Source organism: Phaeovibrio sulfidiphilus (assembly GCF_014861485.1).
Lineage (GTDB): Bacteria > Pseudomonadota > Alphaproteobacteria > Rhodospirillales > Rhodospirillaceae > Phaeovibrio > Phaeovibrio sulfidiphilus.
This window is the reverse complement of the sequence record NZ_JACZHT010000001.1, coordinates 506,406-532,190: the sequence shown is the minus strand read 5'-3', so window position 1 is coordinate 532,190 and position 25,785 is coordinate 506,406. Positions and strand designations below refer to the sequence as shown.

General features: G+C 68.1%; 20 protein-coding genes and 2 tRNA genes. 6 read left to right on the top strand and 16 right to left on the bottom strand.

The window, feature by feature from the left end; genetic code table 11:
- Positions 1–181: 181 nt before the first annotated feature.
- The 5 genes from IHV25_RS02235 to IHV25_RS02215 all read right to left on the bottom strand — a co-directional run bounded on the left by IHV25_RS02235 (position 182) and on the right by IHV25_RS02215 (position 6,149).
- Positions 182–340, bottom strand: a complete 159-nt coding sequence (locus tag IHV25_RS02235) for a hypothetical protein (protein ID WP_192533328.1) — start codon at positions 338–340, stop codon at positions 182–184.
- 767 nt (positions 341–1,107) lie between these two features.
- Positions 1,108–1,184: transfer RNA gene (locus IHV25_RS02230), tRNA-Arg, on the bottom strand.
- Positions 1,185–1,509: 325 nt separating this feature from the next.
- Positions 1,510–3,618 carry an NAD-dependent DNA ligase LigA gene (gene ligA / locus IHV25_RS02225; RefSeq protein WP_192533327.1) on the bottom strand — a complete coding sequence of 703 codons (2,109 nt, stop codon included), beginning with the start codon at positions 3,616–3,618 and terminating at the stop codon, positions 1,510–1,512.
- The gene (recN, locus tag IHV25_RS02220; RefSeq protein ID WP_192533326.1) at positions 3,615–5,297 is read right to left on the bottom strand and encodes a DNA repair protein RecN; all 1,683 of its coding nucleotides are present in this window, start codon (positions 5,295–5,297) and stop codon (positions 3,615–3,617) included. Before recN ends, ligA begins: the two co-directional genes overlap by 4 nt.
- 12 nt (positions 5,298–5,309) lie before the next feature.
- On the bottom strand, positions 5,310–6,149 hold the full coding sequence (locus IHV25_RS02215; RefSeq protein WP_192533325.1) for an outer membrane protein assembly factor BamD: 840 nt from the start codon (positions 6,147–6,149) through the stop codon (positions 5,310–5,312).
- Positions 6,150–6,462: 313 nt separating this feature from the next.
- On the opposite strand from IHV25_RS02215, the gene IHV25_RS02210 reads away from it, so the two are divergent.
- Positions 6,463–7,080 (top strand): GNAT family N-acetyltransferase, encoded by a 618-nt coding sequence (locus tag IHV25_RS02210; protein WP_192533324.1) that lies wholly within the window; start codon positions 6,463–6,465, stop codon positions 7,078–7,080.
- A gap of 447 nt (positions 7,081–7,527) precedes the next feature.
- Here IHV25_RS02210 and lpxC read toward each other — a convergent pair whose 3' ends face one another.
- From lpxC to IHV25_RS02195, 3 genes are all read right to left on the bottom strand, one after another.
- Positions 7,528–8,541, bottom strand: coding sequence for a UDP-3-O-acyl-N-acetylglucosamine deacetylase (lpxC, locus tag IHV25_RS02205; RefSeq protein WP_242018733.1), 1,014 nt, complete (start codon positions 8,539–8,541; stop codon positions 7,528–7,530).
- 634 nt (positions 8,542–9,175) lie between these two features.
- On the bottom strand, positions 9,176–10,585 hold the full coding sequence (gene glnA, locus IHV25_RS02200; protein WP_192533323.1) for a type I glutamate--ammonia ligase: 1,410 nt from the start codon (positions 10,583–10,585) through the stop codon (positions 9,176–9,178).
- Positions 10,586–10,692: 107 nt separating this feature from the next.
- On the bottom strand, positions 10,693–11,031 hold the full coding sequence (locus IHV25_RS02195) for a P-II family nitrogen regulator (RefSeq protein WP_192533322.1): 339 nt from the start codon (positions 11,029–11,031) through the stop codon (positions 10,693–10,695).
- 406 nt (positions 11,032–11,437) lie between these two features.
- Here IHV25_RS02195 and IHV25_RS02190 point away from each other — a divergent pair.
- A tRNA-His gene (locus IHV25_RS02190) sits at positions 11,438–11,514 on the top strand.
- A gap of 290 nt (positions 11,515–11,804) precedes the next feature.
- On the opposite strand, the gene ptsP is transcribed toward IHV25_RS02190, so the two are convergent.
- From ptsP to IHV25_RS02165, 5 genes are all read right to left on the bottom strand, one after another.
- Positions 11,805–13,598 carry a phosphoenolpyruvate--protein phosphotransferase gene (gene ptsP, locus IHV25_RS02185; RefSeq protein WP_192533321.1) on the bottom strand — a complete coding sequence of 598 codons (1,794 nt, stop codon included), beginning with the start codon at positions 13,596–13,598 and terminating at the stop codon, positions 11,805–11,807.
- On the bottom strand, positions 13,585–13,932 hold the full coding sequence (locus IHV25_RS02180) for an HPr family phosphocarrier protein (protein ID WP_192533320.1): 348 nt from the start codon (positions 13,930–13,932) through the stop codon (positions 13,585–13,587). Before IHV25_RS02180 ends, ptsP begins: the two co-directional genes overlap by 14 nt.
- Before the next feature lie 188 nt (positions 13,933–14,120).
- Entirely contained in the window at positions 14,121–14,549 is a 429-nt protein-coding gene (locus IHV25_RS02175) for a PTS sugar transporter subunit IIA (protein ID WP_192533319.1), read from the bottom strand.
- Positions 14,550–14,666: 117 nt separating this feature from the next.
- The gene (gene rapZ / locus IHV25_RS02170; RefSeq protein WP_338048569.1) at positions 14,667–15,578 is read right to left on the bottom strand and encodes an RNase adapter RapZ; all 912 of its coding nucleotides are present in this window, start codon (positions 15,576–15,578) and stop codon (positions 14,667–14,669) included.
- Positions 15,575–16,039, bottom strand: a complete 465-nt coding sequence (locus IHV25_RS02165) for an HPr kinase/phosphorylase (RefSeq protein WP_192533318.1) — start codon at positions 16,037–16,039, stop codon at positions 15,575–15,577. The genes rapZ and IHV25_RS02165 overlap by 4 nt, the downstream gene beginning before the upstream one ends.
- Positions 16,040–16,207: 168 nt before the next feature.
- Between IHV25_RS02165 and IHV25_RS02160 the strand changes: the two genes are divergently transcribed.
- Positions 16,208–17,941: a hypothetical protein gene (locus IHV25_RS02160; RefSeq protein ID WP_192533317.1), complete on the top strand. Its 1,734-nt coding sequence runs from the start codon at positions 16,208–16,210 to the stop codon at positions 17,939–17,941.
- A gap of 20 nt (positions 17,942–17,961) precedes the next feature.
- Positions 17,962–19,605 (top strand): hypothetical protein, encoded by a 1,644-nt coding sequence (locus tag IHV25_RS02155; protein ID WP_192533606.1) that lies wholly within the window; start codon positions 17,962–17,964, stop codon positions 19,603–19,605.
- Positions 19,606–20,504: 899 nt separating this feature from the next.
- On the opposite strand, the gene mutY is transcribed toward IHV25_RS02155, so the two are convergent.
- From mutY to purE, 3 genes are read right to left on the bottom strand one after another with little or no spacing between them, the layout of a single operon-like run.
- A complete protein-coding gene (gene mutY, locus IHV25_RS02150; RefSeq protein ID WP_192533316.1) occupies positions 20,505–21,680 on the bottom strand; it encodes an A/G-specific adenine glycosylase in 1,176 nt (391 codons plus the stop codon).
- Positions 21,677–22,771, bottom strand: a complete 1,095-nt coding sequence (locus tag IHV25_RS02145) for a 5-(carboxyamino)imidazole ribonucleotide synthase (RefSeq protein WP_192533315.1) — start codon at positions 22,769–22,771, stop codon at positions 21,677–21,679. Before IHV25_RS02145 ends, mutY begins: the two co-directional genes overlap by 4 nt.
- 20 nt (positions 22,772–22,791) lie before the next feature.
- Positions 22,792–23,307, bottom strand: a complete 516-nt coding sequence (purE, locus tag IHV25_RS02140) for a 5-(carboxyamino)imidazole ribonucleotide mutase (RefSeq protein ID WP_192533314.1) — start codon at positions 23,305–23,307, stop codon at positions 22,792–22,794.
- A 1,244-nt stretch (positions 23,308–24,551) separates the two neighbouring features.
- Between purE and thpR the strand changes: the two genes are divergently transcribed.
- Both thpR and IHV25_RS02130 read left to right on the top strand, forming a co-directional pair.
- A complete protein-coding gene (gene thpR / locus IHV25_RS02135; RefSeq protein WP_192533313.1) occupies positions 24,552–25,139 on the top strand; it encodes an RNA 2',3'-cyclic phosphodiesterase in 588 nt (195 codons plus the stop codon).
- 117 nt (positions 25,140–25,256) lie between these two features.
- Positions 25,257–25,637: a glyoxalase superfamily protein gene (locus tag IHV25_RS02130; RefSeq protein WP_192533312.1), complete on the top strand. Its 381-nt coding sequence runs from the start codon at positions 25,257–25,259 to the stop codon at positions 25,635–25,637.
- The last annotated feature ends 148 nt before the right edge of the window (positions 25,638–25,785 follow it).

The window sequence follows — 25,785 nt, the reverse complement described above, 5'->3', positions numbered from 1 at the left end:
CAGGCAAAAAAAGCGGCTCCTCGGGTGATGGAGCCGCAAGCAGAAGCGAGGCCAGGGGCCTGCAGACGATGTACGGGAACCCGCATGATGGAGCCGTCCGGTCCGGTCGGTCCAGCCGTCTCACTTGGGGGGCGGGGTACCCGGTGTGCTGCCCCGGCCTCAGGCCGTGGTGGGCGCCGGATCAGCGGGCAGCAGCAATAACCTTGAGAGCCCGCGCCGTGCGCGCCGTTTTGGTGGCCGGTTTGAAGGTCTCGAAAATCTCGATAGCCGCGGAGATCATGGCCACGAACTTGCCGGTGAGCGTGACCGCCGTCTTGAAAAATGAAAATGCGATCTTCATCGTTCAGCCCTTTCGCTGGTTTGCTGGTGTCGCGTCCGTGTTTTCGTGACGGACGCCCATGGTATGCCAGCGATTCATGACCCCGTCAAATATATTGCGACGCAGTCGCGATGAAATTGACTATCGATCCCGCACGATCCGGCGCCGCGCGCGCGGTTTATGCCCGTTTCCCCATCGGGTTTCGGGCCTTTCGGGTGTGTGGAGGGTCCGCCGTCCGGATCACAACCAAATCGTGCAAGTCCCCGCGCCATCACGGGAATACCCCTGCCGGGCTCGGTTCTGGCGGCGACCTGGTCCGGTGTGCCGAGGGGGCCGGGCGGTGTGTGCGGGCGTCGGGAACGCGCCGGTGTGTCCCGAGCGCGCCTGTGCGGCGGCTGCCGCGGCCAGGCGCCGGGGTTGGGCCGCGAATCGGGCGAATCGGGAGCGCTGGGGGCGGCGCTCACGGGCCCCCGTTCCCACACCAACGCTCGCCCCGGGGTGCGGAACCGGAGCCGGGACGGGGGCAAGGCCGGTGGCAGGAAGAAAGGGCGTGGGCCGGTGGCAGGGGCAGGGCCGTGGGTGGGATGGCTGCCCTGCCCTCACCGCACGGCCAGCCGCGACGGCAGGGGGGCGGCAACCGCGGTGGGCAGGCGTGCGCTGTGGGGCGTGGTCGCCATATCCCGGGGAGCGCCCACCGCATTTTGCGCCACGGCGGATCGGGGCGTGTCCGTACACCGCCCTCCGGATGGGGGGACGCTGGGATATCAGGGAATGCGGAAGGGGAAAAATGGCGGGAACGAGAGGATTCGAACCTCCGACCTAGCGATTAGGAATCGCTCGCTCTATCCAGCTGAGCTACGCCCCCGCAGGCAAAAACGCGCTTTCTTATAGCTCTGCGGGCGCCCACAATCCACTGAAAAGAGAAGGGCGCTCGGGCCTGCAGTCGTTTTGCGGGTCGCCTGCCCAGGGTTCCCCGGCCCCAACCGCGCCTCCGGCATCACGCCCGGTGCGTCAGGGCGCATTCGGGTCGCGGACGCAGGTGTCCCCGGTTCCCGTGGCCTGGCGCTTGCCGCCCGTTGAGGGGGGAGTGGGCGCGCGGTGTCGGGGCTCCGGGGGGCGGTCTGTCGGTACGGACAGGGGCGCGGCACGCCCCCAAAGCAGCCCCCGCCGGCCCCCGGCCGGGCCCGGCCTCAGAGCAGCGCCAGGAACTCGTCTTCTGTGAGAATGCGAAGCCCCAGCTCCCGGGCCTTGGTCTCCTTGGAGCCCGCATCCGCGCCCACCACCACGAAGTCGGTTTTCTTCGAGACCGAGCCCGCCACTTTCGCGCCGCGCTCCAGGGCGCGGGCCTTGGCTTCCGAGCGGCCCATTTTCTCCAGGGTGCCGGTGAAGACTACGGTCTTGCCGAAGAACGGGCTGTCTCCGTCGTCCGTCGGGCGCTGGGCGTCCTGGACCACCACGCCCACGTCCCTCAGGCCCTGGATGACCTCCAGGTTGTGGGGCTCGCTGAAGAAGGCGGCCATGTCGGCGGCCATGGAGGGGCCGATCCCCTCGATGGAGACCAGGTCCTGGAAGGCCTCCGAGCCCGGATCCAGGGCGGCCTGCATGGCGCCCAGCCACGCCTCAAGGGAGCCATAGTGCAGCGCCAGAAGCCGCGCCGTCGAGACCCCGATCTGGGGAATGCCGAGCGCGAAGATGAAGCGCTCCAGCGCGACCCCGGCCCGGCGCGCGTTGATGGCGGCAAACAGGTTCTCGACCTTCTTCTTGCCGAAGCCGTCCCGGTTTTCCAGGCGCTGCAAGGTGCCCGGGGCGCGGTTGCGCTCCTCCAGGGTGAAGATGTCCACCGGGGTGCGCACCAGCCCGGCCTCGAACAGGGTTTCCAGGATCTTGTGCCCCAGCCCCTCGATATCGAAGGCCGAGCGGGAGACAAAGTGGCGCAGCCGCTCCACCACCTGGGCGGGGCAGACCAGGCCGCCGGTGCAGCGCAGGGCCACCTCGCCCTCCAGGCGCACCACGTGGGAGCCGCAGACGGGGCACACGGTCGGGAACACGAACGGCTCCGAGCTCGCCGGGCGCTTGTCCAGCAGAACCCGCACGACCTGGGGGATCACGTCCCCGGCCCGCTGGATGATTACCCGGTCGCCCTCGCGGATGTCCTTGCGGCGCAGTTCGTCCTCGTTGTGCAAGGTAGCCCGGGAGACCATCACGCCGCCCACCCGGACGGGCTCCAGCTCCGCAACCGGGGTGAGCACGCCGGTCCGCCCCACCTGAAGGGCGATCCGCTCGAGGACGGTCTCCACCTGCTCGGCCGGGAACTTCCGCGCCACCGCCCAGCGGGGCGAGCGGGAGATCATGCCCAGCCGCTCCTGGTACTCCATCCGGTTGACCTTGAAGACCACGCCGTCGATATCGTAATCGAGCTCGGGCCGTTTGGCGCCCAGGTCCCGGGTGTAGGCCAGGGCGTCGTCGATCCCCTCGCAGACCCGGTTCAGGGATTGGACCGGGAAGCCCCAGGCGGCCAGCTGGTCCAGAAGGGCGGACTGGCTGTCGAAGGGCTCGGCCCCCTCGATGTCGCCGAGGGCGTAGGCATACAGGGACAGGCGCCGGGAGGCGGTCACGGCCGGATCCTTCTGGCGCAGCGAGCCCGCCGCGGCGTTGCGCGGATTGGCAAACAGCTTGCGCTCGCCGTTGGCGGCCAGCTGCTCGTTCAGGGCCTCGAAGTCGCTCTTCTTCATATAGACCTCGCCGCGGACCTCCAGGGTCGCGGGCAGCCGGTCGCCCCTCAGGGTTTTGGGCAGGTCGGAGAGGGTGCGCAGGTTCTCGGTGATGTCCTCGCCCACGGTGCCGTCGCCGCGGGTGGCCCCCTGCACATAGACCCCGTTCTCGTACCGGGCCGAGAACGAGAGCCCGTCGATTTTCGGCTCGCCCATGTAGGCCACGGGGGTGCCGGCCCCCAGGCCCAGGAACTTGCGGACCCGGTCGTTGAAGGCCACCACCTCGTCATCGTCATAGGTGTTGGCCAGCGAGAGCATGGGCACCCGGTGGGTGACCGGGCTGAACAGGGTGACCGGCGCGGCCCCCACCCGCTGGGACGGGCTCTGGTCCGTGACCAGGGAGGGATACTCGGCCTCCAGGGCGTCCAGGCGGGCGCGCAGGGCGTCATAGTCGCCGTCGGAAATCTCCGGGGCGTCGTTCTGGTAGTAGAGGGCGTCGTGGTGGGCAATCTCGGCGCACAGGCGTGCGTAGTCCTCCCGGACCTCCCCTGAGGGGAGGCGGGCGGACCCGGTGTCGGTGGTGGTCATGGGGTCTCCCCGAGCAGGGCGCGGGCGGCGGCCCGGGCGGCGTCGGTCACTTCGGCACCGGCAAGCATCCGGGCCACTTCCTCAAGGCGGTGGTCGGGCGCCAGGGTTCGGACCTCGGTCCCCGGCAGCTCGTCCTGTCCGCGCACGGTTTTCGATACATGGTAGTGGTGCGTGCCCCGGGCGGCGACCTGGGGCGAGTGGGTGACCACCAGAACCTGGACGGCCTTTCCCAGGCGGGCCAGACGCTCGCCGACGGCGTCGGCCGTGGCGCCGCCAATTCCCGCGTCCACCTCGTCGAACACCAGGGTCTCCACATCCCCGTCGGCGGCCAGGACCACCTTCAGCGCCAGCATGAAGCGGGCGAGCTCGCCGCCGCTGGCGATCTTGTGGATCGGGGCGAGGGCGGCGCCCGGGTTGGTGGCGACCAGGAACGTCACCCGGTCGAAGCCCCGCGGTCCCCAGGCGTCCTCGTCCAGCGCCTCGACCGAGGTGCCGAAGCGGGCCTTTTCCAGCTTCAGGGGGGGCAGTTCGGCGTTGACGGCTTTGTCCAAGGCGGTTGCGGCGCTCTTGCGGGCTTTGGACAGGGCCGTGGCCCGGGTGAGATAGGCCTCCCGGGCGGCGGTCTCCTCTTTCTGAAGCCGGTCAAGGGCGAAGCCGCTGTCGTCCAGCGAGGCGAGCTGGGTGCGGGTGTCCTCCAGGAAGGCCTCGAGGGTGTCGGCGGGCCGGTCGTACTTGCGCGCAAGGCCCCTGAGGGCAAAGAGGCGCTCCTCCACCCGCTCCAGGGTGCGGGGGTCCAGATCCAGCCGCGAGGCGTAGGCCTCCAGCGAGGCGCGGGCTTCCGACAGCTCGACGGCGGCGCGCTCCAGCCCCTCCAGGATGGGGGTCAGGCCGGGCTTGTCCGCGTCCGCGATGCGCTCCAGGGCGCGGGACGCGGTGGACAGGGCACGGGACACGTCCGGCGGACCGAAGAGGGCGTCCAGGGCGGTTTTCATGGCGTCGGCCAGTTTCTCGCCGCTCATGAGGCGGGCCCGCTCGATGGCGAGGCGCTCCTCCTCCCCGGGCTTGGGGGCCGCCTGCTCCAGTTCCTCGAGGACGGCCCGCAGGTAGGCCTCGTCCCGGCGGGCGGCCTCAAGGGCCAGCTCGCACTCCCGGCGGGCTTTGCGCCGCTCCTGCCAGGTGGCCCAGGTGGCCGCGGTGTCCGCAAGGGCCGAGCGCACGGCGCCGGAGAACGCGTCCAGCACCGGGCCATGGCGGGACGGGTCCAGAAGGCCGTGGCTCTCGAACTGGCCATGGATTTCCAGCAACTCGGCTCCCAGGCGTTTCAGCAGGCCCACGCTGGCGGGGCGGTCGTTCACGAAGGCTTTCGAGCGGCCGTCGACGCCGATATCCCGGCGCACGATCAGGGGCTCCCCGGGAGCGGGGGCAAGGTCGGCCTCTTCCAGGACCGCGTGGGCCCGGTGTCCCTCGGGCAGGGAGAACTCCGCCGAGACCGAGAGCCGGTCCGCGCCCTTGCGCACCAGGCCCGCGTCCGAGCGGCCGCCCAGCACCAGGGACAGGCTGTCAAGCAGGATGGACTTGCCCGCGCCGGTCTCGCCCGTCAGGACACTCAGGCCGGGCTCCAGGGGGAGGTCCAGCTTCTCGATGAGTACAACATTGCGGATGGACAGGAACGAAAGCATGGGAACGCGCCCTCAGGGCAGGGTCTGGCTCTCGACCGGTGTCAGGGCGGAGCTGACGGGCGGCGGCGGAGCGTTCTCGTCAAGGACCACCTCGCCCACCAGGTCATAGGCGTCCTGGTACCACTCGGATCCGGGGAAGTTGTGGCCCAGGATGGCGGCCACGCGCTGGGCCTCCCAGTTCAGGCCCAAAATGGTGTTGATCTCCACAAGGCGGTAGAGGGCCTCGGGGACGTGGGTCGTCTGGTCGAACTTCTCGATCACCTTGCGGAAGCGGTTCATGGCCGCCAGGTACTGGTTGCTCTTCAGGTAGTAGCGCCCCACCACCATCTCGCGTCCGGCCAGGTGGTCGCGGGTCAGGTCCAGCTTCAGGCGCGCGTCCCGGGCGTACTCGGACTCCGGGAAGCGGCGCATGACCTCGGTCAGGGCCTCGGCGGCGCGCTCGGTGGCGCTCTGGTCCCGGCGGACGTCGGACATCTGCTCGTACTGGCACAGGGCCCGCAGGTAGTAGGCGTAGGCGATGTCCTTGTTGCCCGGGTGCAGGTCGATGAACCGGGACAGGGCCACGTTGGCGTCATCGTAGTCCGAGTTCTCGTACAGGGCGTAGGCGCCCATGACCTGCGCCTTCATGGCCCAGGTCGAGTAGGGGTGCTGGCGCTCCACCTCGTCGAACGCCTTGGAGGCGTCCCGGAACTTCCCGTCATTCATCAGGGACAGGGCCTCGTTGTAGAGGGCCTCGGCCGGCCGCTCGACGTACAGATCGTCTTTCTTGCCGGAGCAGCCGGAAAGCGGAACCGAGAAAACCGCAGTGACCATGGCCAGCACCGCGATGACCGGGAACGAGAGTTTTTTCATGGAGCGAATTTCCCGCCTTCTGTCCTGTTCGGGCAATGACAAGGAGTCTGCCATTTTCGTCGGACCCGTAAGGGCATAATCGTAAAAAAGAACGCTTCTGGCAATTCCCCCGCCTGAATTTTTCACGCCTTTTGCGCTCTTTGGTGTTTTGTCGCGAATCCTTCTACCGGAACGGATGCAAACATGGCCTTTTCGGTCCGTAGCCCGTGCGACAAACGTCTTTTTCCTTTGAGTGGCTCCAGGGAGCGTGTATCCTAAAGGGTGTGGGCGCCAGGGGTTGCGTACCGCGAAAAAGGCCGACAGGAGGACCATCATGAGCAATGCAATCATCACCGTTCGCGACGCATCTGCCGAAGATGCCAGCATTCTCGCCAAACTCCTCCTGGAGGCGGGAGAGGGGCTTTACGAGTTTCTTTTCAGTGACCTGCAGCCCGGTCAGCCCGCGCGGGACGTCCTTGCGCGTCTGATCGCCGCGAATCCCGGCGGGCCCCTGGGCTTCCGCAGCTTCCGGGTCGCCACCTTGCACAATGCGGACCTGCGCTGTGATGTGGTGGTGGGCATGGTCAACGCGTTTGCGGCCGACAGCGCGCCCCGGATTGTTCCGGACTGGATCCCCGCGGACCGTCTGGCTCACGTGGCCCGGCTGTTCCAGCACGTTGTGGACCGGGACACCCTGCTGGTGAACGCGCTCGCGGTGAAGCCCTCCCAGCGCCGCATGGGCATCGGCGTGCGCCTGATTGCGGAGACTGTCGGCATGGCCGGAGCGGCCGGGAAGCGCCGCATGATTGCCCGGGTCTGGGAAAACAATGACCGGGCTCTGAAGCTTTACGGAAACTTCGGGTTCAAGCGGATTGATTCGGTGGAGCTGCCCTCGCACAACCGGCTGTCGGGCCGGCGGACCCTCATTCTGGAGCGTGTTCTCGAAGGATAGCCGGTTCCCCGGCGCCGGCCTTCGGGCCGGTGGCCGGTCGGGACGGCCGGAAAGAGGTGGGGGCCCGGGGTCGTGAGACCGCCGAGCCCCCGCGCCGTGTCGAAAGCGGAGTCCGGAGCGCAGTTTTGCACGCGGGAGATCGGTGTAGGTCTCCCCGGCGCCCGTTGCGCATCACGCGAGTTTCGCGGACAGTTCGGCGCTTTATAGTCGCTGGCACCGGACCCTGTGCCCGGGTTTCCGGGCGGGGTGGTGCGGTCGGCACTGGGTGGCCAAAACCCGAAAGGCCGGGCGGCCACACCGGAAAAGCAGGGCGTTAAGGCCCGAAAGACAGGGTGGCCACGCCGGAAAGGCGTGGCAAAGGCGAAAGCGGTACCCCCTTGGCGGCTCCGGTGTGGTCCGGGAGCCTTTGGGGTGTCGCCGGCGGGCGGGAGCGGTCCGCGTTCCGTATCAGGCGCAGACCAGCTCCGCCTCGTCCCGGGAGGCGGTGAAGGTCTCGGCAAGGCCGGAACCGGGAGCCACGGTTTCGATCGCATAGGCGGTCGGGTCCGCAAGCAGGGCCTTCAGCAGGGCGGCGTTCATGGCGTGGGACGCGCGAACCCCGGTGTAGCGGCCGCTGATCGGAAGCGAGTGCATGTACAGGTCGCCGATGGCGTCCAGGGCCTTGTGGCGGACGAACTCCTCGTCGTAGCGCAGCCCCTCGCGGTTCAGGACGGTCGCTCCGTCCACCACGATGGCGTTGTCCAGCGAGCCGCCCAGAGCCAGACCAGCCGACTGCATGGCGTAGACGTCGTCCTTCATGCAGAAGGTGCGGGCGCCGGCCAGGTGGCGGCGGAATCCGGCCTCGCCCAGGGCGATGTGGCAGGACTGGCGGCCGATGGCCTCGGCGGGGAAGTCGATGTGGAACGAGACGCTCAGGCCGCCGGGGCCGGGCTCGAGGGTCGCGGAGACCGGGCCCTTCTCGACGTGGACACGCTTCAGCACACGCAGCATCTTGCGCGGCGCCGCCTGGGTGCAGATCCCGGCCCGGTCGATCATGGCCACGAAGGGCGCGGCCGAGCCGTCAAGGATGGGGAGCTCCGGCGCGTCGGTCTCGACGATCACGTTGTCGATGGCCAGGGCCGCAAAAGCCGCCATCAGGTGCTCGATGGTGGAGATCTGGCTGCCCGCCGGATTGGTCAGCGTGGTGCACAGGGGCGAGCAGACGACCCGGTCCGCGCGGGCCGGAAGGTCGCGGGCCGCGCCCGCGGGCAGGTCCATGCGGCGGAAGAGGATCCCGGTGCCCGGGGCCGCAGGCCGCAGGGTCATGGAGACGGGGCGGCCGCTGTGAAGCCCGATCCCGGAGAGGGTTTCGGCCCGGTCGATCGTGTGCTGAAGGGCCGGCCTTGACAGGCGGGGCAGCCCGGACACGGCGTAGGGCAACGCGCTCGACGACATTTCTTCCCGGACAAGACCAGCATCCATTTTCAACATTCCCGCAGTTCTCAAGTTCACTTTCGATAGTGATACTAGAAAAGATGTCCGGGCCCTTCAAATCAATCATTGTTGCAGAATGTTGCGGTGTCCGGGCCCGGGTGGCCCCGCCCCCAGGGGTTATGATGCGCGCGACATACACCCCGGGGGTGTTCGGGTGTAGTGCGGGACCATGGGTGCCTGTGTCGGGCGGCGCGCGTGTGCGGACCCCATGTCGGGTCCGAGTCCGGGCCCGGCGGGCGACGGATGTTGCGGCACATGCCAGCGAGGCTCCGGGGAGGCGACTCCACCCGGAGTTTCTGGCGCGGATACTCAATGAAAACAGGGGGATATGCCCGACTTGAGATGCGGGGCCCGTATCCCGCCGGGTGCCGGGCAGTGTGTGGGGAAGCGGCTTCTTGGGAACGCGTGGGGGGCTTTACCGAGCGTGGGGGGGTACCCGGGTCTGCCCGGACCCGCGCCGAAGCCGGGGGCCGTGGATCGCCTTCCTGTCATAACGGCGGCACCGGCGCCTTCCCCGTCCGTGCGGGGGACCGCGCCGGACCGGGGCCCGGCGGGGATCCGGGGCGGAGGCACCAGCCCCCGGCCCCGGTGTGTGTTGGCCGTGATCCGGTTCGGGACCGGATTAGACCGAGTAGTACATCTTGTACTCGATCGGATGGGGCGCGTGCTCGAAGGCGTGGACCTCGTCGCGCTTCACGGCGATGTAGCTGTCGATGAACTCGTCCGAGAAGACGCCGCCCTTCTTCAGGAAGTCGCGGTCCGCGTCCAGAGCCTCCAGGGCCTCCCGCAGGGAGCCGCAGACCGTGGGCACGCCCGCCAGCTCTTCCGGCGGCAGGTCGTAGAGGTTCTTGTCCATCGGGTCGCCCGGATGGATCCGGTTCTCGATTCCGTCCAGGCCCGCCATCAGCAGGGCCGCGAAGGCCAGGTAGGGGTTGGCGGCCGGATCCGGGAAACGGACCTCGACCCGCTTGCCCTTGGGGCTGTCCACATAGGGGATGCGGCACGACGCCGAGCGGTTCCGCGCCGAGTAGGCCAGCAGGACCGGCGCCTCGAAGCCCGGGATCAGGCGCTTGTACGAGTTCGTCGAGGGGTTCGTGAACGCGTTCAGTGCCCGGGCGTGCTTGATGATGCCGCCGATGTAGTAGAGCGCGGTGTCCGACAGGTCGGCGTAGCCCGATCCCGCGAACAGGGGCTTGCCGTCCTTCCACAGGGACTGGTGGGTGTGCATGCCCGACCCGTTGTCTCCGGCCACCGGCTTGGGCATGAAGGTCGCGGTCTTGCCGTAGGCGTGGGCCACCATGTGGACGACATACTTGAATTTCTGCATGTCATCCGCCGCCTCGATGAGGGTGTTGAAGCGGATGCCCAGTTCGTGCTGGGAGGGGGCCACCTCGTGGTGGTGCTTTTCCACGGCCATGCCCATTTCCGCCATGACCGAGCACATCTCGGCGCGGAGATCCTGTCCGCTGTCCACCGGAGGCACGGGCATGTAGCCGCCGCGCACGCCGGGGCGGTGGCCCGAGTTCCCTTCCTGGAAGACCTTCGCGCTCACGTAGGGGCCTTCCTCGGACTCGAACTCGAACATGGAGCGGTTCGGGGACACGTCAAAGCGCACGTCGTCGAAGACGAAGAACTCGGCTTCCGGTCCCACGTAGGCGGTGTCGCCCACGCCCGAGGCGCCCAGGTAGGCCACGGCCTTCTTGGCGATGGAGCGGGGGCAGCGGTCGTAGCTCTGTCCGGTGGAGGGCTCGAGCACGTCACAGACCAGGATCAGCTGGGGCTGGGCCGCAAACGGGTCCATCACGGCCGAGGACAGGTCCGGCTTCAGGATCATGTCGGATTCGTTGATCGACTTCCATCCGCTGATGGACGAGCCGTCAAACATGATGCCCTCGTTCAGCAGGTCTTCGTCCACGGTGGAGACGTGCTGGGCGACGTGATGCCACTTGCCCTTGGGGTCGGTGAAGCGGAAATCGACGTACCGCACGTCGTTTTCACGGATCATGTCGAGAACGTTCTGAACGTCGGACATTGAGGATGTTCCTGTTTACTGTTTGGGGAAAGTCGTGCGGGAGGGGGCCCCGCCCGGTCCGGTGACGGCGGCGTGCGCCGTCACGGGACCTGGAACGCCGGCGATGCTCAGATGGCGTCGCTGCCGCGCTCCCTGGTGCGGATGCGGATGGCATCCTCGATGGGGTAGATGAAAATCTTGCCGTCTCCGATGCGGCCGGTCTGGGCCGACTGCTGGATGGCCTCGACGGCCCGGTCAACCATGGAGTCCTCGACCACGATCTCGATCTTGACCTTGGGAAGGAAGTCGACAACGTACTCGGCGCCGCGATACAGCTCGGTGTGACCCTTCTGGCGTCCGAAGCCCTTCGCCTCGGTGACCGTGAGACCCTGGAAGCCGGCTTCGTTCAGGGCTTCCTTAACTTCGTCCAGCTTGAAGGGCTTGATGATCGCTTCGATTTTTTTCATGGGACTGCTTCTCGTCTCTCAAACAGGGGGATCAGGAAACGGGGCCGCTCGAGCAGGCCTCGCGGGGACTTTGACCGGAGCACTGTTCCTTAATGTTTACCATGAAACGCACCCGTTGCCCTTTGTCTTTTGAGGAGTCAGGGGTTCAAAGCCGTCCCGGACGGAGGGCGTGCCGGACCCGCCAGGCGGGCACGCCGCACGGTATTCGGCACACCGCCTTTTTTGAGCAAAACGACGCGAAAAGCAAGAAGCGTCTTTACCGGTCCGGCCCGGACACCGAAAAAGAAACACACATTTTTTGACACCCCCGCCAGGAAGGGCTTGACGATGCACTCCGGGATGGAGTATTCCGAGCCAGCTTTTGCGGTTGGGGCGGTTCGCCTCCTGAAGACCGCAGGTTTGTGTGGCGGATGTAGCTCAGTTGGTTAGAGCGCGTGGTTGTGGTCCATGAGGTCGTGGGTTCGAATCCCATCATTCGCCCCATTCCCCCTGTGCGGGAATACCCCCCTTACATCATTCGAGTGTGACGCCGGTTCGCGGCTGGCCTGATGGCGTGTTCGCCGGTCGGGTGTCCGTGTGCGGTTCTCCCTGACCTGTTCCTCCCGTCCGGTTTTCCGGGTGCCGGGGGCGTTCGCGTGCGTTGGGCGCGGTAAGGGGCGGGCCGCGCGCGTCCCGACGGGGCAACGGTACACGGCTCCCCCGGGAAATGACGGGGCTATGGGAGAGGGGGGTGAAAACCGGAGGCCCCGCGCACCGGGGCTCCGGCAATCGGATCAGACGGTTTCGTCCACCATGAGGCTTTCGGCCAGATCCCGGATGGTGCTGCTGTCGGTGCTTTTCAGGATCTGCTGGGCGCGGGAGACGGCCAGGCCCATGTCCAGCTGGCGCAGATTGTGCTTCACCCGCGGAATCCGGCTGGGCGCCATGGACAGGGTGCGCACGCCCATGCCCACCAGCAGAGCCGCCAGGCGCGGGTCTCCCGCCATCTCGCCGCACACCGCAATGGGGATCTCGGCCTCTGCGGCGGCCTTTATGGTGTACTGGATCAGGCGCAGGACCGCCGGGTGCAGCGGGTCATACAGGTGGGCCACCGTCTCGTCCGCCCGGTCGATGGCCAGGGTGTACTGGATCAGGTCGTTGGTCCCGATGGAGAAAAAGTCGCAGTGACGCGCCAGGTCGTCGGCGAACAGGGCCGCGGCCGGCACCTCGATCATCACCCCGATCGGGGGCAGGGGATTGGGCAGGGTCAGTCCCTGGGTGTGAAGCCGGGTCACGACGCGGTTGAAGATCTCGCGCACCGCCAGCAACTCGTCCTTGGAGGCGATCATGGGGATCAGGATCCGCACGGGCCCCAGGACCGCCGCCCGCAAGATGGCCGCGAACTGGGTTTCCAGGATCTCGGGCCGCTGGAGGCACAGGCGGATGGCTCGCAGCCCCAGCGCCGGGTTCGCCGGGATTTCCAGCCCCAGGGCGCCGGAGAGCTTGTCTCCGCCCACGTCCAGGGTGCGGATGATCACGGGCTTGCCCTTCATGGCCACCACCAGGGAGCGCAGCTCGGTGTACTGCTCCTCCTCGTCCGGCAGGGTGGTGCGGTTCATATAGAGGAACTCGGTGCGGAACAGGCCCACGCCCTCCGCCCCGGCCTCGAACACGGAGTCCAGCTCCGAGCCCAGCTCCACGTTGGCCATCAGGGTGATGCGGATGCCGTCGGGCGTGACGGCCGGAAGATCGCGCAGGCTGGCCAGCATCTTCTGGCGGGTGCGGTGGGCCTCCTCGCGCCTGCGGTACTCGGCCAGGGTCTCGTCGTCCGGGTTGAGGATGACAAGGCCGGTCTCGCCGTCGAAGCAAATGATGTCGCCGTGACGGGCAACCTCCATCAGGCCGGTGGCGCCCACGATGCAGGGCAGCCCCAGGGAGCGGGCCATAATGGCCGTATGGGATTCGGTGCCGCCGCGCTCCAGCACCAGACCGGCGACGGATCCCGGGTGCAGCAGGGCCGTGTCCGCCGGGCTGAGGGTGTCGGCCACCAGCACCGAACGCGGATCGAGATTGGACAGGGACTGTTCCACAGAGCCGACCAGGGCCCGGATCAGGCGTCCGCCGACGTCGCGCATGTCGTCGGCGCGGGCGGCCAGGTAGGGGTCGTCCATCGCGGCGAAGGTGTGGGCGATGGCCTCCATCTCGTGGCGGACGGCGGCCTCGGCATTGACCCGCTCGCTCTCGATGCGGGCGAGCACGTCCATGATCAGGCGGGAGCTTCCCAGCATCTGCTGGTAGGCCTCGAGGAGAACATCCAGTTCCTCGCCGACGGGGCCGGGCATGGCGCGGGCGCTGTCGCGCAGGGCCCCGAGCTGAAGGGCGCTTTTCTCGGCGGCCTGGAGAACCCGCTGCTGCTCGGCGTCCACGTCCTCGGGGAGGATGGTGTGCTCCGGAATGTGCAGCGCGTCCGGAGCGTACAGGGTGATCTCGCCGATCCCGATTCCGGGGCCGACGCCCAGTCCCTTGATATGAAGGCTTCGGACCGGCTCCGCCTGGGGGGGCGGCGCGGGAGGCCTAGTCCGCTTCATGGAACCGCCCCGAGACCAGATCCCGGATCGCCTGAAGGGCTTCCGGGGCGTCGGAGCCGCGGGCCGAGACGCTGATGGTCGTGCCCTTGCAGGCGCCCAGCATCATCAGCCCCATGATGGAGCGTCCGGACACGGTCTGGTTCTGGTGGCTGACGGAGATATCCGAGGTGAAGGCCGAGGCCGTCCGGACAAACTTGGCCGCCGCGCGGGCATGCAGCCCCAGGCGGTTGACAATTTCCAGATCGACAGAGTGGCTGGCCGAAGCCGGGTCGTCCGACTCCCGGGGATGGTCGTCGTTCGCGAAGGCTGCGGCCTGGAGGGCGTGAGATACCATGAGCTCAACTCTTCCTGAGGGGTGGTTGTGGCGCGAAAACAGGGAAGCGGACACGCCCCGGGTGAAATGGCGCGCGGAGTATGCGCCGCGTTTCCCGGAAAATCCACCCGATCCTTCAAAATTCAGGCCAAAACCGGGCCCCCGCGCAAGGCACGCCGGGACGATCCCGGCGGAAGTCTTTGCCGTCCCTACTTGTTTTGGGCCAGGAGACGGGAGGCGACGTTGATGTACTTTTTGCCCGCTTCCTGGGCACTGAGGACCATTTCCTGGAAGGGAATGCCCTTCTCGCGATCCGAGGCGCACCGGATGAGCATGGGCAGGTTGAGGCCGGCAATGACATCGATGGTGTCGGTTTCGAGGATGGACATCGCAAGGTTCGACGGAGTGCCCCCGAACATGTCCGTCAGAAGGATCACGCCGCTGGTGCCCTCGGCGCTGCCTGCCGGTGGGGAGACTTGGGCGATCGCATCCAGGATCGCCTTGCGGCGCTCATCCATATCATCGTCGGGGAAGATGCAGACTGCGGCAATCCGCTCCTGCTTGCCCGTGACATGCTCAAGGGCAGCAATGAACTCTTCCGCAAGTCGTCCGTGGGTGACCAGAACCAGACCGATCATGGAAGCGGACTCTCCTTCACATTCGAAACGAAAAAGGGAGGCGGTGTTCTCTCCGCAAAAAGCGGGCGCTCTGGAATCCGTAGCGGAAAAACACAGCCGCAGGAAGCCTCTTTTTTCCTAGCGCCGGATATCCCGGTGATAAACCATAACATTTGTCTGTGGATTTTTCAGCCTTGCCGCAAGCTGGAGCGCCGTGTGCACGGAACGGTGCTGCCCTCCGGTACATCCGATGGCAATGGTCAGGCTGGACTTGCCCTCGTCCCGGTAGCGGGGCAGGAGGAAGTCCAGAAGGGCCAGGCCCTTGTCCATGAACGGTTCCCAGGCGGGGTCTTCCTGGATGTAGGCGCCAACCGCGCTGTTCTCGCCCGTGAGGGGGCGCAGGTCCGGCTCGTAGTGGGGGTTGCGCAGGAAGCGCACGTCCAGCACCAGGTCCGCGTCCCGGGGCAGGCCGTTGCGGAAGCCGAACGAGATGATCAGCACCTGCATGTCCCGGAGCCCCGGTGCCTTGAGGGAAAAATCCGCTTCCAGGGTGGTCTTGAGCCGGCCCAGGTTGGTCCGGGTGGTATCGAAGCTCAGGAACGCCCGGTCCCGCAGGGGGCGCAGAAGGCGCCGCTCCAGGGCGATGCACTCGGCAAGGGGCGCGCCCCGGGAGAGGGGGTGGCGGCGCCGGGTCTCGGCGTAGCGCTTGATGATGGCCTCGTCATCCGCCTCGATGTAGATCATCCGGGCGTTGATCCCCGGGGTGGCCTCCAGGGAGTCGAGTCGGGCAATCAGGGCGGCCGGGTCGAAATTCCGGGTCCGGCAGTCGATGCCCACCGCCAGCGGGCGGGGGTTGTCCTGGCTGTGCTCCACAAGGGGGTCCAGGAACTCCAGCGGCAGGTTGTCGATGGCCTCGTAGCCCATGTCCTCGAGGGCGTGGAGCGCCGACGATCGGCCCGCCCCCGACAGTCCTGTCACAAGCACGATCGGCCGTCCGGTGAGCGTCCGGGGCGTGTCCGCGTCCGTCAGGTCGGCCGGTCGGGTGCTCACGGTCGGCTGTCCCCTTTCAGGACCAGGCCCAGGGCCTTCTCCACTTTCAGGGGCGCGCTGGCCTCGAAGGCGTACAGGCGGAACAGGGGAAGGGGGATCCCGAAGACCACGGTCTCCTGCGGTTCGGGAAGGCGCTCCACCCGGTCCAGGGGGACCAACTCCACGGCCATGCAGACGGGCGTGTCCGAGTTCAGGTACGGAACGTTCACCACCCCCAGGCCCCGGACCTCCATCAGGCCGGCAAGCACGCCGGGGGCGCGGGCCAGAAGCCGGTTCTCGTGTCGGACCAGATCCGTGCGGTCATCCGAAATGAGGCCCCAGCCCCGGTCCATCAGCCGAAGGGCCAGGTCCGACTTGCCCGATCCGGACGGGCCGAGAAAAAGCACCGCAACCCCGTTCTTTCCAATGGAGGTTGCGTGGACATTCTGCGGCAGGAGGGATTCGACATGTGTGTTCTTCATGTCTTCAGGTGTACCGGAAACTGCGACGCCCGTCAAAGGTATGACGTCGGAAAGGAGGTTGCCCTTGACAGGACGGGACAACCTTAAGGACCATACCTCCGGTCCCGGTATTGAAACACCCTCCGGGCGATACTTTCGGCTCTGCCCGGAAACACCCAAGGAGTTCCCATGTCCCGAAAACTGGTAAAAACCGGCCTGATTGTGCTGGTGCTCGTGATCGTTGTGGCGACCGGTCTTGTCCTTGCCAGCCGCCTGTTTGAGAAAACGGTGGAAAGCGCGTTCCTGGAGTCGCTCAAAAATCTTCCACCCGGTGTGGAGCTGACCTGGGGCACCCTGGACCGCAACGGTTCGGATTTCGCCTTCACGGCGCTGCACTATCGGGACCGGGAGTCCGAGTACGGCCTCGAGGCCCGCAAGGCCACCGTCAGCACCGGCCTCCTGGAGGGGGGGCTCCTGACGTTCTGCATGGAGGACGGGCGCCTTGTCCGCTATCTCGACGGGGAGGGCGCCGACGCCGTTCCCGCGCTCGAGATGATGAGGATCGGCAGCATGTGCGTGGACGGCGTTGATCCGTTCGGCACCCTCGCCACCGCCGAGGGAAAAGACCCCGGGGTCCGGGATCCCGAGTACTGGCGGACCGCGGTCATCGGCAAGGCGGACATCAAAAACGTGACGATCGTCCCGCTCGCGCCGGACGGGCCGCCCGTGATCATGGAGGAGGCCGGTTTTGCCGGATTCTCGGAGGGGCGCGTCAGCGGGTTCTATGCAAAGGGTATCACGCTCGGAGATCCGACCTTCGACGGGGCCCACGTGGTCTCGATTGACATGAAGGCGTTTTCCGTCGGGCCCGACGTCCTGGCCTTTGTCGAGAACGCCGGCGCGATCGACGACCCCTTCCGCGCCCTTGAGCCCGTGTCCATCGAGGGCCTGAGCCTGTCCGGCCTCGTGGTGGCGGACCCGGCCTCCGACCAGTTCTTTTCGATCGCCTCCCTGAGCCTTGCGCGGCTCAACAAGGATCTGTTCGGCCCCCTGGACATCCGGGGTATGACGGTTCGGGAGGGCCCCCAGCCGGACAGCCCGCTGGTCTTCGCCGCGGACACCATGGCCCTGGGGACCGTGGACCTGGGGCGCCTGCGCAGCGATCTGGCGCGGTTCGATTCCAGGAATATGGAGTTCACATCCCTGTTCGGGGTGAGCAGCGTGGTCCTGGACGGCCTTCGCTTTGGGGGCGATCTGGACGGCACCACCGTCGGACGCCTGTCCCTGGGCGATGTGCAGCTGTCCAGCGGCGGTGCGCTGCTCGGCTTCTCTTTCGAGATGGACAAGGGGGTGTTCCCGGCCGAAAGCCTCGAGGACACGCCGTTCGCTTTCTTCCTCGAGAACCAGGACCGTTCGTCCCTGGAGGCCAGCGGCAAATTCGCCATGCGGGCCCCCGAGGATGGGGCGCAGGTCCACGTGGATCCTCTGCGGGTGGACCTGAAGGACATCGGATCGGCCGAGCTGTCCCTGTCCCTGGTCTCCACCCTGTCGCCTTCCCAGAAAATTGTCGGTCTTCCCGACATTCTGCGGGGCTTCCGGCTTGCGGACCTGTCCCTTGCGCTGACCGGTGACCGGGGCACGCCCCAGTGGCTGGCCAACCGGCTGATTGGCGGGCCTCCGGCTCCGGGGATGTACGGCGCGCTGGTGGATCAGGGCCTCCGCCCGGTTCTGGGCGAGTTTCTGGAGCCCGCCGAGGCCACCCGGGCGGGCGACAACATCACCGCGTTCCTGGAGCATCCGGGGCGTCTGGTGCTGAAGGTTCAGGCAAAGGGCGAGCCCCCGTCCCTGGCCCGGCTCTTCGGAGGGCTTGATAAGTCGGGGCTCACGACGCTTTATAGCATCACCACCAGCTATTCCCGCTGACGTCGGGAGGGGAGCCATCGATGCGTTCAAAAAAACTGCTGATCGGACTGCTTGTTCTTCTCTGTCTTGCAGGCACGCTCGCGATCGGTGGCTCCCTTGTTGCTGAGCGTCTGGTCCGGAAGAAGCTCGACAGCGTCTTTGCCTCGGTGACGCGGGCGCTGTCTCCGGGATCCCGGCTCGATTACGGGGCCTTTTCCCTTCACCCGTTCAGCCTGTCCGCCTCTTTGGAGGATGTGCACCTGCGCGATCCCCAAAAGGGGCTGGACGTGCAGGTTGACCGGATCCGCGCGGGAATGCCCCGGTTCCGCGGCCGGTCCCTGGACGCCATCGATATCGAGCTCCGGGGGCTGAGTGCGACCGTGTCAGGCGGGCAGGCCGCATCGGTTTCAGGCGGGCAGGCCGCATCGGTTTCAGGCGGGCAGGCCGCCGGGGCTTCGGGCGGGAAGACCGCGTCCGGGGGTGCCCGGGCGTCCCTGTCCCTGGACCGGCTGGAGGTCGACGGGCTCCGGGTTCCGCCCCTGATGGATCTGGCGCGCAACCGCCCGGCCGCGCTGTCCGGTCCGGTGTTCCGAACGCTGGATGTAGGGACGATTGTCCTCGAGTCCCTTCAGGCGGACCTGTCCCCCGCGGAGCCGAAGCCTCCGCGCCCGTCCGCCGCTGCACCCGCTGCTTCCCCGGACGCCGACGCCGCGCGGGACGTGCGCGTGGCTCTGGACCGTCTGGAGATCGATGCCATCCGGCAGGGGCAGATCGGGACGCTCCAGGCCGACGGGTTCTCGGCGGTCCGGGGGAATGCGGACCTGGCGGTGCGGCAGCTCTCCCTGTCCGGGCTGGAGCCGGGCCGGGCGCTCGACTGGTTCCAGCGCACCGGCGGCAACATCTACCGGCAGGCCCGGCTGGATGTGGACTTTTTCGGACTGAGCGCCCTGTCTGTGGACGGCATCCGGGCCCGGCTTGACGCGCGGCCCCTGGAGATCGGGCGCTTCTTCATGGTCGATCTGGACAGCAGCAGCAACTTTCCGGTCCGCATGACCCTCGGGGTCCAGGGCCTGGTGCTGCCCTGGGCGCTTCTGCCCGACTCGGTGCGCGAGGGCGACATCGGGCGCTACCTCAAGGCCAACCGCCTGACGGCCCTGCCCATCAGCCTGGAGTGGCGCCATGCCCTGGACGAGGACCGGCGCCTGTTCCTGTTCGGTCCCATGACCGCGGACCTGGGCCCCCTGGGGGTGTTCCGGGGGCGCCTGGACCTGTCCAACGTGGACCGGGGCACCCTGTCGGATCTGGCCGAGCACCAGGAGCGTTTCATCAACTCGGTGAAAATCCGGGGCGCGCTGGTGGAGCTGGATGCGGGCCCCTCGACGGCCTCGCTCATCGACTTTGCCCTGGGGCTGGGGAAGACCACCCGGCCCGAGCTGATCGCGCGCTTCGAGCCCGGCGGGGATATCGGGCAGTCCGCTGTCCTGGTGCTGGGCGAGCAGCGTGGAACCCAGCTGGCGGGCGCGGCGCGGAGTTTCCTTCAGTCTCCGGCCCGGTTCCGCTTCAGTGCGGACGCGGGGGACGGAGCCATGGACCTGGACACGCTGGGGCTCACCCTGTCCAACTCGGCCCGGGATCTGGCGAGGGCCTACAACGTGGAAACCACCTACGAGCGGACCCGGCCGTAACGGCCCGGCACGACGCGCCCCGGGATCCGGGGCGCTGGGCTGGCGGGCGGGGGGACGGCTGACCCGGCGGTGTGGGGCCAGGGGGCGCTGGGCTGGCTGACGGCTGACCCTGCGCGTTCCGGCTGGGGGCCGGGGATGGGCCCGGGTCTGCGGTGGCGTTCCCGCCCGGCCCTGCGGCGCGGCAGGGTGCGCCCGCGCGCGGCCCCTCCGTCCGGCAGTTCCGGGGAGTGAGACGTTGGTTTTGCCGTGTCGTCGTCGGTGAACCCGGGAGAGGGGCGCCCTCACTCCAGCGGGTACCCCGATCGGGTTTGTGACCTGTTGGGGCGTGCCGCGAGCCTGGGGTGGCGTTCGCGCCCAGTGCTTCGGTGCGGCAGGGTGCGCCCGCGCGCGGCCCCTCCGTCCGGCAGTTCCGGTGAGTGGGACGTTGATTTTTCCGTGTCGTCGTCGGTGAGCCCGGGAGAGGGGCGCCCTCAGTCCAGCGGGCACCCGGATCGGCGGGCCGTGCGGCGGGGCGGAAATGGGGTATGTCAGGGGTCCAGAAACAACAAACCTCCCGGATCCGGAGCGATACGGGAGGCTTATGTGTGCCGATGTGCCGAGGACGGGCTAGAGATCCCCGGGCATCGACGGTCTTGCGGAGGGAAAATCCGCGTCTTGGTTTTGTCTCCCCTTTTCGGCCATAGAAAAAGGGGAGACCCCGTCTTGAAGAAGGCGCTCTCTTCCGGGAGGGAAACGGAAGCTGTATGAGGCTTTCTCCACGTGTCTGACAGTCTTATTAGAGCAGGACTTCATGGCCTAATCATGGCAGACGGGTGTTTGTTTCTTGAAAAAATGTCGGTGGGGTCGGCACTTCGCCCCTGCCCCGCTCCAGGCCTCACGGCCCGGGGAGCCGCGTCCCTCTAGTGTGTTCCCGCCCGGGCCCGGGATCCGGCTTCCGTGGCCGAGTCCGAGCTCGAGCTCGAGCCCAAGTCCGAGCCTGCGTCGCCGCCCGAGGCCGTGCCTGCGGGTCCAAAGGCCAGCGTCAGAACCTTGAGCATCACGGCGGGCAGGGCGTGGTCGTCCAGCCGGGCCGGATCGGCCCAGGTGCCCTCCACATTGGTGCCACTGGCGGTCCGGGCCCGAAGGACGGACAGTTCCAGATGGAAATGGCTGAAGGTGTGGCGCACGCAGCCGGGCACCGGGGTCCACGCGGCCAGGGTCGGGGCGTGGGGCAGGGCCTCGGCAGTGTCCCAGGCATCGGAGCGCCAGTCTGTGGACGGCACCTCCATCATGGCGCCCAGAAGGCCGGACTCGGGCCGGCGCCGGAGCAGGATCCGGCCATCGTCACGCTCCAGCACGAAGGCCACTCCCCGGCGCACGGGCTTGTCCACTTTCGGCGCCTTCGCGGGCAGGTCTGCCGCGATCCCGGCCTTTTTCCCCAGGCAGTCGTGTGTCCAGGGGCACTCGGCGCAGCGGGGCGAGCGCGGGGTACAGACCAGAGACCCCAGGTCCATCAGGGCCTGGGCGTAGTCGCCCGGGCGCCCGTCCGGCGTGAGGGCGGCGGCATAGTCTCCCAGGGTTTTGCGCACTCCCGGACGGGGCCGGGTCTCGGCAAACATCCGGGCCATGATCCGCTCCACGTTGCCGTCCACCACCACGGCCCGGTGTCCGAAGCCGATGGAGGCGATGGCCGCCGCCGTATAGGCGCCGATTCCGGGAAGGGTGCGCAACTCGGCCTCGGTCTCGGGGAACGCGCCGGCGCGCTCGAAGGCGACGTGCCGGGCGCAGGCGTGGAGGTTCCGGGCCCGGGCGTAGTAGCCCAGACCCGCCCAGCGGGCCAGAACCTCGTCCAGCGAGGCGCTGGCCAGGTCGGTCACGGTGGGCCAGAGGGTCAGGAAGGTGCGGTAATAGTCCCGGACGGCCGCGACGGTGGTCTGCTGGAGCATGACCTCGGACAGCCAGACCCGGTAGGGGTCCGGGTGGGGTCCGCCCTTCACGCGCCAGGGCAGATCCCGTCCGTTGCGGTCGTACCACGCCAGCATGTCCCGGCCCAGGCGGTCCCGGGCGTCGGCAAGGGCGCGGCGTTCCGGCGTCATTCCGCCAGGGTTCGGGGCAGGGGCTCGTTCACATGCCCCATCTTCCGGCCCGGACGGCACTCGGTCTTGCCGTACAGGTGGATGCGGGCCTGCGGATTGGCCAGGTAGCCGGGAACGGCGTTGATGTCGTCGCCGATCAGGTTTGTCATGCGCATGTGGCGGTAGGCCGACGGATCCCCCAGCGGCAGGTCGAGAACCGCCCGGACAAACTGCTCGAACTGGTCCGTATGGCAGGCGTCCATGGTCCAGTGGGCCGAGTTGTGGGGCCGGGGGGCCATCTCGTTGGCCAGCAGGCGGCCGTCCGCGGTCTTGAAGAACTCCACCGCCAGAAGGCCGACCAGGTCCATGGCTCCGGCGATGGTCCGGGTGATGTCCTGGGCCTGCTCGATCAGGGCCACGTCCATTTCCGGAGCCGGGAAGGTCGAGGTCCGCAAGATGCCGTCCCGGTGCACGTTCATGGCCGGGTTGAAGGCGGCGGTCTCGCCGTTGGCCTTGCGGGCCACCACGACGGAGATCTCGCTTTCAAAGGGGACGAACTCCTCCAGGACGCAGGGGACACCGCCCAGGGAGTTCCAGGCGGCCTCCAGGTCGCTGTCCGGGCGGACCCGGGCCTGGCCCTTGCCGTCGTAGCCGAAGCGGGCGGTTTTCAGAATGGCGGGGCCGTTCAGGAACTCCATGGCCTGCACCAGCTCGCCCGCGTTCAGGATGGGCAGCCAGCGGGGGGTCGCCACGCCCAGGGAGCGGAAGTAGTCCTTCTCGTGGCGGCGGTCCTGGGACAGCTCCAGCGCGCGGGCGTTGGGGCGCACGGTCCGAAGCCCGGACAGGAACTCCATGGTCGGAGCCGGGATGTTCTCGAACTCCAGGGTGATCACGTCCACGCCCGAGGCAAAGTCCTTCAGGGCGGCGGTGTCATCATAGGCGGCGACGATGGTCTTTTCCGCCACCTGGGAGGCGGGGCTGTCCGTCTCCGGTGTGAAGATGTGGGTGCGCACGCCCAGGCGCGCGGCGGCGAGGGCGGTCATGCGGCCCAGCTGGCCTCCGCCGATGATGCCGAGCACCGTCTGTCCGCCGCACAGGTCCGCGTTTGTCATGTCCGATCCTCCGGCCCGCTTCACTCCAGATCCTCCGGCTCCATGGCCACGGCGCGGGTCTGGGCCTCGCGCCAGGCGGCGAGACGGGCGTCCAGCCCCTCCACGTGGGGAACCAGAATGGAGGCCGCAAGAAGTCCGGCGTTCACGGCGCCCGCCTTGCCGATGGCAAGGGTGCCGACCGGCACGCCCGCGGGCATCTGCACGATGGACAGCAGCGAGTCGAGCCCGGACAGCGCCCGGGACTCCACCGGAACCCCGAGAACCGGGAGCGTGGTCATGGAGGACACCATCCCGGGCAGGTGGGCGGCCCCGCCGGCGCCCGCGATGATCACGTGCAGGCCGCGCTCGCGGGCGGTGGTGGCGTAGTCGTACAGCCTCTGCGGCGTCCGGTGAGCCGAGACGATGCACTTTTCTGCGGGGACGTTCAGGGCCTGGAGGATGTCCCAGGCGTGGCGCATCACAGGCCAGTCCGACTGGCTCCCCATGATGATCCCGCACAGGGGAGCCGCAGGGGCGGTGCGAATCGGCGCATTCATGGGCATATCTCCGGCTTGTTCAACAAAGCGGTCAAGGCAGCGCGCCAGCAGGGAAAGCCCCGGAGGTCCTGGCGCCCGGGGTGTCACAAGGGGCGATAGAGCGCACAGCTGTGCCCGAAAGGCAAGCGAAAACGACGCGGGACTCGGGTGCGGCGCCGGCCGGATCGGGGTGTGGACCGGGGGGCTGGGGGCGGATGCGGGGGGTGCCGGGTCCGTCTGGGGGTGCACGTCGGCCCGGGAGCCGGGTGGCCTGTCCGGAGCGGGGACCGGCCCGGGGGGCCGGGGCCGGGGGGGCGGTGCAAGCGGGCGGGGCGTTGAGTGCAGGTGTGGAGCGTGGCGGCGCGCGTGGGGTCCGCGGAGCCGGTGGCCGGGGCCGATGCCTGGGGGCCGGGGGGCGGTGCAAGCGGGCGGGTCGCTGAGTGCAGGTGTGGAGCGTGGCGGCGCGCTTGGGGCCCGCGGACCCGGTGGCCGGGCCGATGCCTGGGGGCGTGGCGTGGGGCCCGGGGGGCGGCGGAGGCAGCCCTTTGTGCCCCTCATGTGGGGCGGGCCGCCTCCGGGTTTCCTGATAAAGACGTCCGCTGAGTGCATTATAGAAAAGGTGTGGGCGGGGCAGCCGGGGACGCATGGGGCGGGGGTGCCCTCGCAGCATCGGCGTGGGATGGCGTGAGAGGGTGCTCGGTAAGGCGGGGCGAGGGGGTGAGGGGACGTGAAGTGGGATCGGTGAGGCAGCAGGAGACGGGGGCGCACGGGCCACAGAAAGGGGCGGCCACGCGACACAGGGGGCGGGCTCAGGCGATATAGGGGAAAGCGTGGTGGTGCGACGTCGGGAATGTCAGGTGCTGCCCCGGGAAGTATGCGCGCGGGGTGCCACGGCGGCATGGGGCGGACCGGGAGCATGGGGTTGCTCCGGGACGCATGGGGCGGCCCGGGAAGCATGGCGCGGCGCGGGAAGCCTGGGGCGGCGCGGGCTTCGGCGCATGAGCGGGGTTGACCGGACCGGGTCACAGGACCAAGCTGGGCCTCGCCGGTTCTGGTGTTCGTCCGCCGGTGCCTGCCGGCGCCGTGATCCGATCTGTTTCCGGGTCTCTGGTTCCGGTTGCGTGCCCCGCTTGCCCGGCTCCCGCTGCCGGGTTCCGGTCGCCCGGCCCCGGCAGAGTGTTTCCGGGCCTCCGGTTCCGGTCGCCTGCCTCGCTTGCCCCGCATCCCGGGGCGCCCCATCGTCTGTTTCCTCGAGGAGGTCCGTCATGATCCGCCTTTTTACGGCGATTGCCCTTCCGGAGGCCGTTCGTGACCACCTGGAGGATCTGTCGGCTGTTCTGCCGGGGGCGACCTGGATGGACGGCGACGCCCTGCACCTGACGTTACGGTTTATCGGAGAGGTGGACGAGGATGTGGCCGACGGCATCCATGCGGCCCTGTCCCGGGTCCGGGCGGCTCCGTTCGAGGTTTCGGTGAGGGATCTGGGGGTGTTCGGAAAGGACCACCGGGCCCGGATCCTGTGGGCCGGCGTTGAGCTTTCCGGGGCGCTCCGGGGCCTGAAGGCCAGCATCGACACGGCTCTGCGCTCCCAGGGGCTGGAGCTGGAGAAGCGCCGCTACACGCCCCACATCACCCTGGCGCGCCTGAAGAACCCCGACGAGATCCGGTTGAGGGACTTTGTCGAATCCCGCAATCTCGCGGCCAGTGTCCGCTTCCGGGCGGAGAGCTTCTCGCTTTATTCCAGCGTCCTGACCCGCGGCGGCGCCCATTATACGCAGGAGGCCGTCTACCCCCTGGGGGCCGGGGCGGGAGCTGTCCCGGTGGTGGCCCCGGACGATCCCTGGCCGCTGTAAGGCCCGGGCCTCTGTAAAACCCTGGCGCGCGGGGCGTTTTTCTCCCATGATCACCCCGTGGCGCATCGCCCGAGCCGTTTCCTGCCCGAACCGTCCTCTGCCCGGAGTATCCAGACCGTGCCCCGCCGTTCTTCCGTGGTCTCCGTCAGCCCGATTCTTGCCGTCCGTGACGTCGAGGTTTCCGTGGCCTTCTATGTCCACTACCTGGGCTTCGAGGAGGTGTTCGTCATGGAGGACTCGTCCTACGGCGTGGTTGCCTTCGACGGCCATTCCATCCACTTCACCCGCGCCGAGTCGCCCGACGAGGAGCGCCTGACCCGCACCCGACTCGCGGTCTACATCTCGGTGGAGGGCATCGACGCCTACTGGGAGCGGGTCTTTGCGACTGAGCTCCCCACCCGCTTTCGGGCCCTGGGCCCCATGCCCTGGGGCGTGCGCGAGTTCCATGTCATGGACCCGGACGGCTGCCTGCTTCGCTTTGGCGAGGAGCCCGAATAGGCAAACCGGACGCAAAGAAACGCTTTCCCGCGGGTTCGCATCACTTGACACCCGGAAGCGGGCTCCGTATTTTGCGCGGGATTTTTATTCGGTCTCTCCGGGCTCTTTTTGTCGGCCCGGGTCCTCTTATCCGGCCACCCTAGGAGCA

What these genes read in the sequence shown, in the direction of transcription:
- IHV25_RS02235 (WP_192533328.1), bottom strand. Translation starts at nt 340, where the DNA reads ATGAAGATCGCATTTTCATTTTTCAAGACGGCGGTCACGCTCACCGGC.
- ligA (WP_192533327.1), bottom strand. Translation starts at nt 3,618, where the DNA reads ATGACCACCACCGACACCGGGTCCGCCCGCCTCCCCTCAGGGGAGGTC.
- recN (WP_192533326.1), bottom strand. Translation starts at nt 5,297, where the DNA reads ATGCTTTCGTTCCTGTCCATCCGCAATGTTGTACTCATCGAGAAGCTG.
- IHV25_RS02215 (WP_192533325.1), bottom strand. Translation starts at nt 6,149, where the DNA reads ATGAAAAAACTCTCGTTCCCGGTCATCGCGGTGCTGGCCATGGTCACT.
- IHV25_RS02210 (WP_192533324.1), top strand. Translation starts at nt 6,463, where the DNA reads ATGAGCAATGCAATCATCACCGTTCGCGACGCATCTGCCGAAGATGCC.
- lpxC (WP_242018733.1), bottom strand. Translation starts at nt 8,541, where the DNA reads ATGGATGCTGGTCTTGTCCGGGAAGAAATGTCGTCGAGCGCGTTGCCC.
- glnA (WP_192533323.1), bottom strand. Translation starts at nt 10,585, where the DNA reads ATGTCCGACGTTCAGAACGTTCTCGACATGATCCGTGAAAACGACGTG.
- IHV25_RS02195 (WP_192533322.1), bottom strand. Translation starts at nt 11,031, where the DNA reads ATGAAAAAAATCGAAGCGATCATCAAGCCCTTCAAGCTGGACGAAGTT.
- ptsP (WP_192533321.1), bottom strand. Translation starts at nt 13,598, where the DNA reads ATGAAGCGGACTAGGCCTCCCGCGCCGCCCCCCCAGGCGGAGCCGGTC.
- IHV25_RS02180 (WP_192533320.1), bottom strand. Translation starts at nt 13,932, where the DNA reads ATGGTATCTCACGCCCTCCAGGCCGCAGCCTTCGCGAACGACGACCAT.
- IHV25_RS02175 (WP_192533319.1), bottom strand. Translation starts at nt 14,549, where the DNA reads ATGATCGGTCTGGTTCTGGTCACCCACGGACGACTTGCGGAAGAGTTC.
- IHV25_RS02165 (WP_192533318.1), bottom strand. Translation starts at nt 16,039, where the DNA reads ATGAAGAACACACATGTCGAATCCCTCCTGCCGCAGAATGTCCACGCA.
- IHV25_RS02160 (WP_192533317.1), top strand. Translation starts at nt 16,208, where the DNA reads ATGTCCCGAAAACTGGTAAAAACCGGCCTGATTGTGCTGGTGCTCGTG.
- IHV25_RS02155 (WP_192533606.1), top strand. Translation starts at nt 17,962, where the DNA reads ATGCGTTCAAAAAAACTGCTGATCGGACTGCTTGTTCTTCTCTGTCTT.
- mutY (WP_192533316.1), bottom strand. Translation starts at nt 21,680, where the DNA reads ATGACGCCGGAACGCCGCGCCCTTGCCGACGCCCGGGACCGCCTGGGC.
- IHV25_RS02145 (WP_192533315.1), bottom strand. Translation starts at nt 22,771, where the DNA reads ATGACAAACGCGGACCTGTGCGGCGGACAGACGGTGCTCGGCATCATC.
- purE (WP_192533314.1), bottom strand. Translation starts at nt 23,307, where the DNA reads ATGAATGCGCCGATTCGCACCGCCCCTGCGGCTCCCCTGTGCGGGATC.
- thpR (WP_192533313.1), top strand. Translation starts at nt 24,552, where the DNA reads ATGATCCGCCTTTTTACGGCGATTGCCCTTCCGGAGGCCGTTCGTGAC.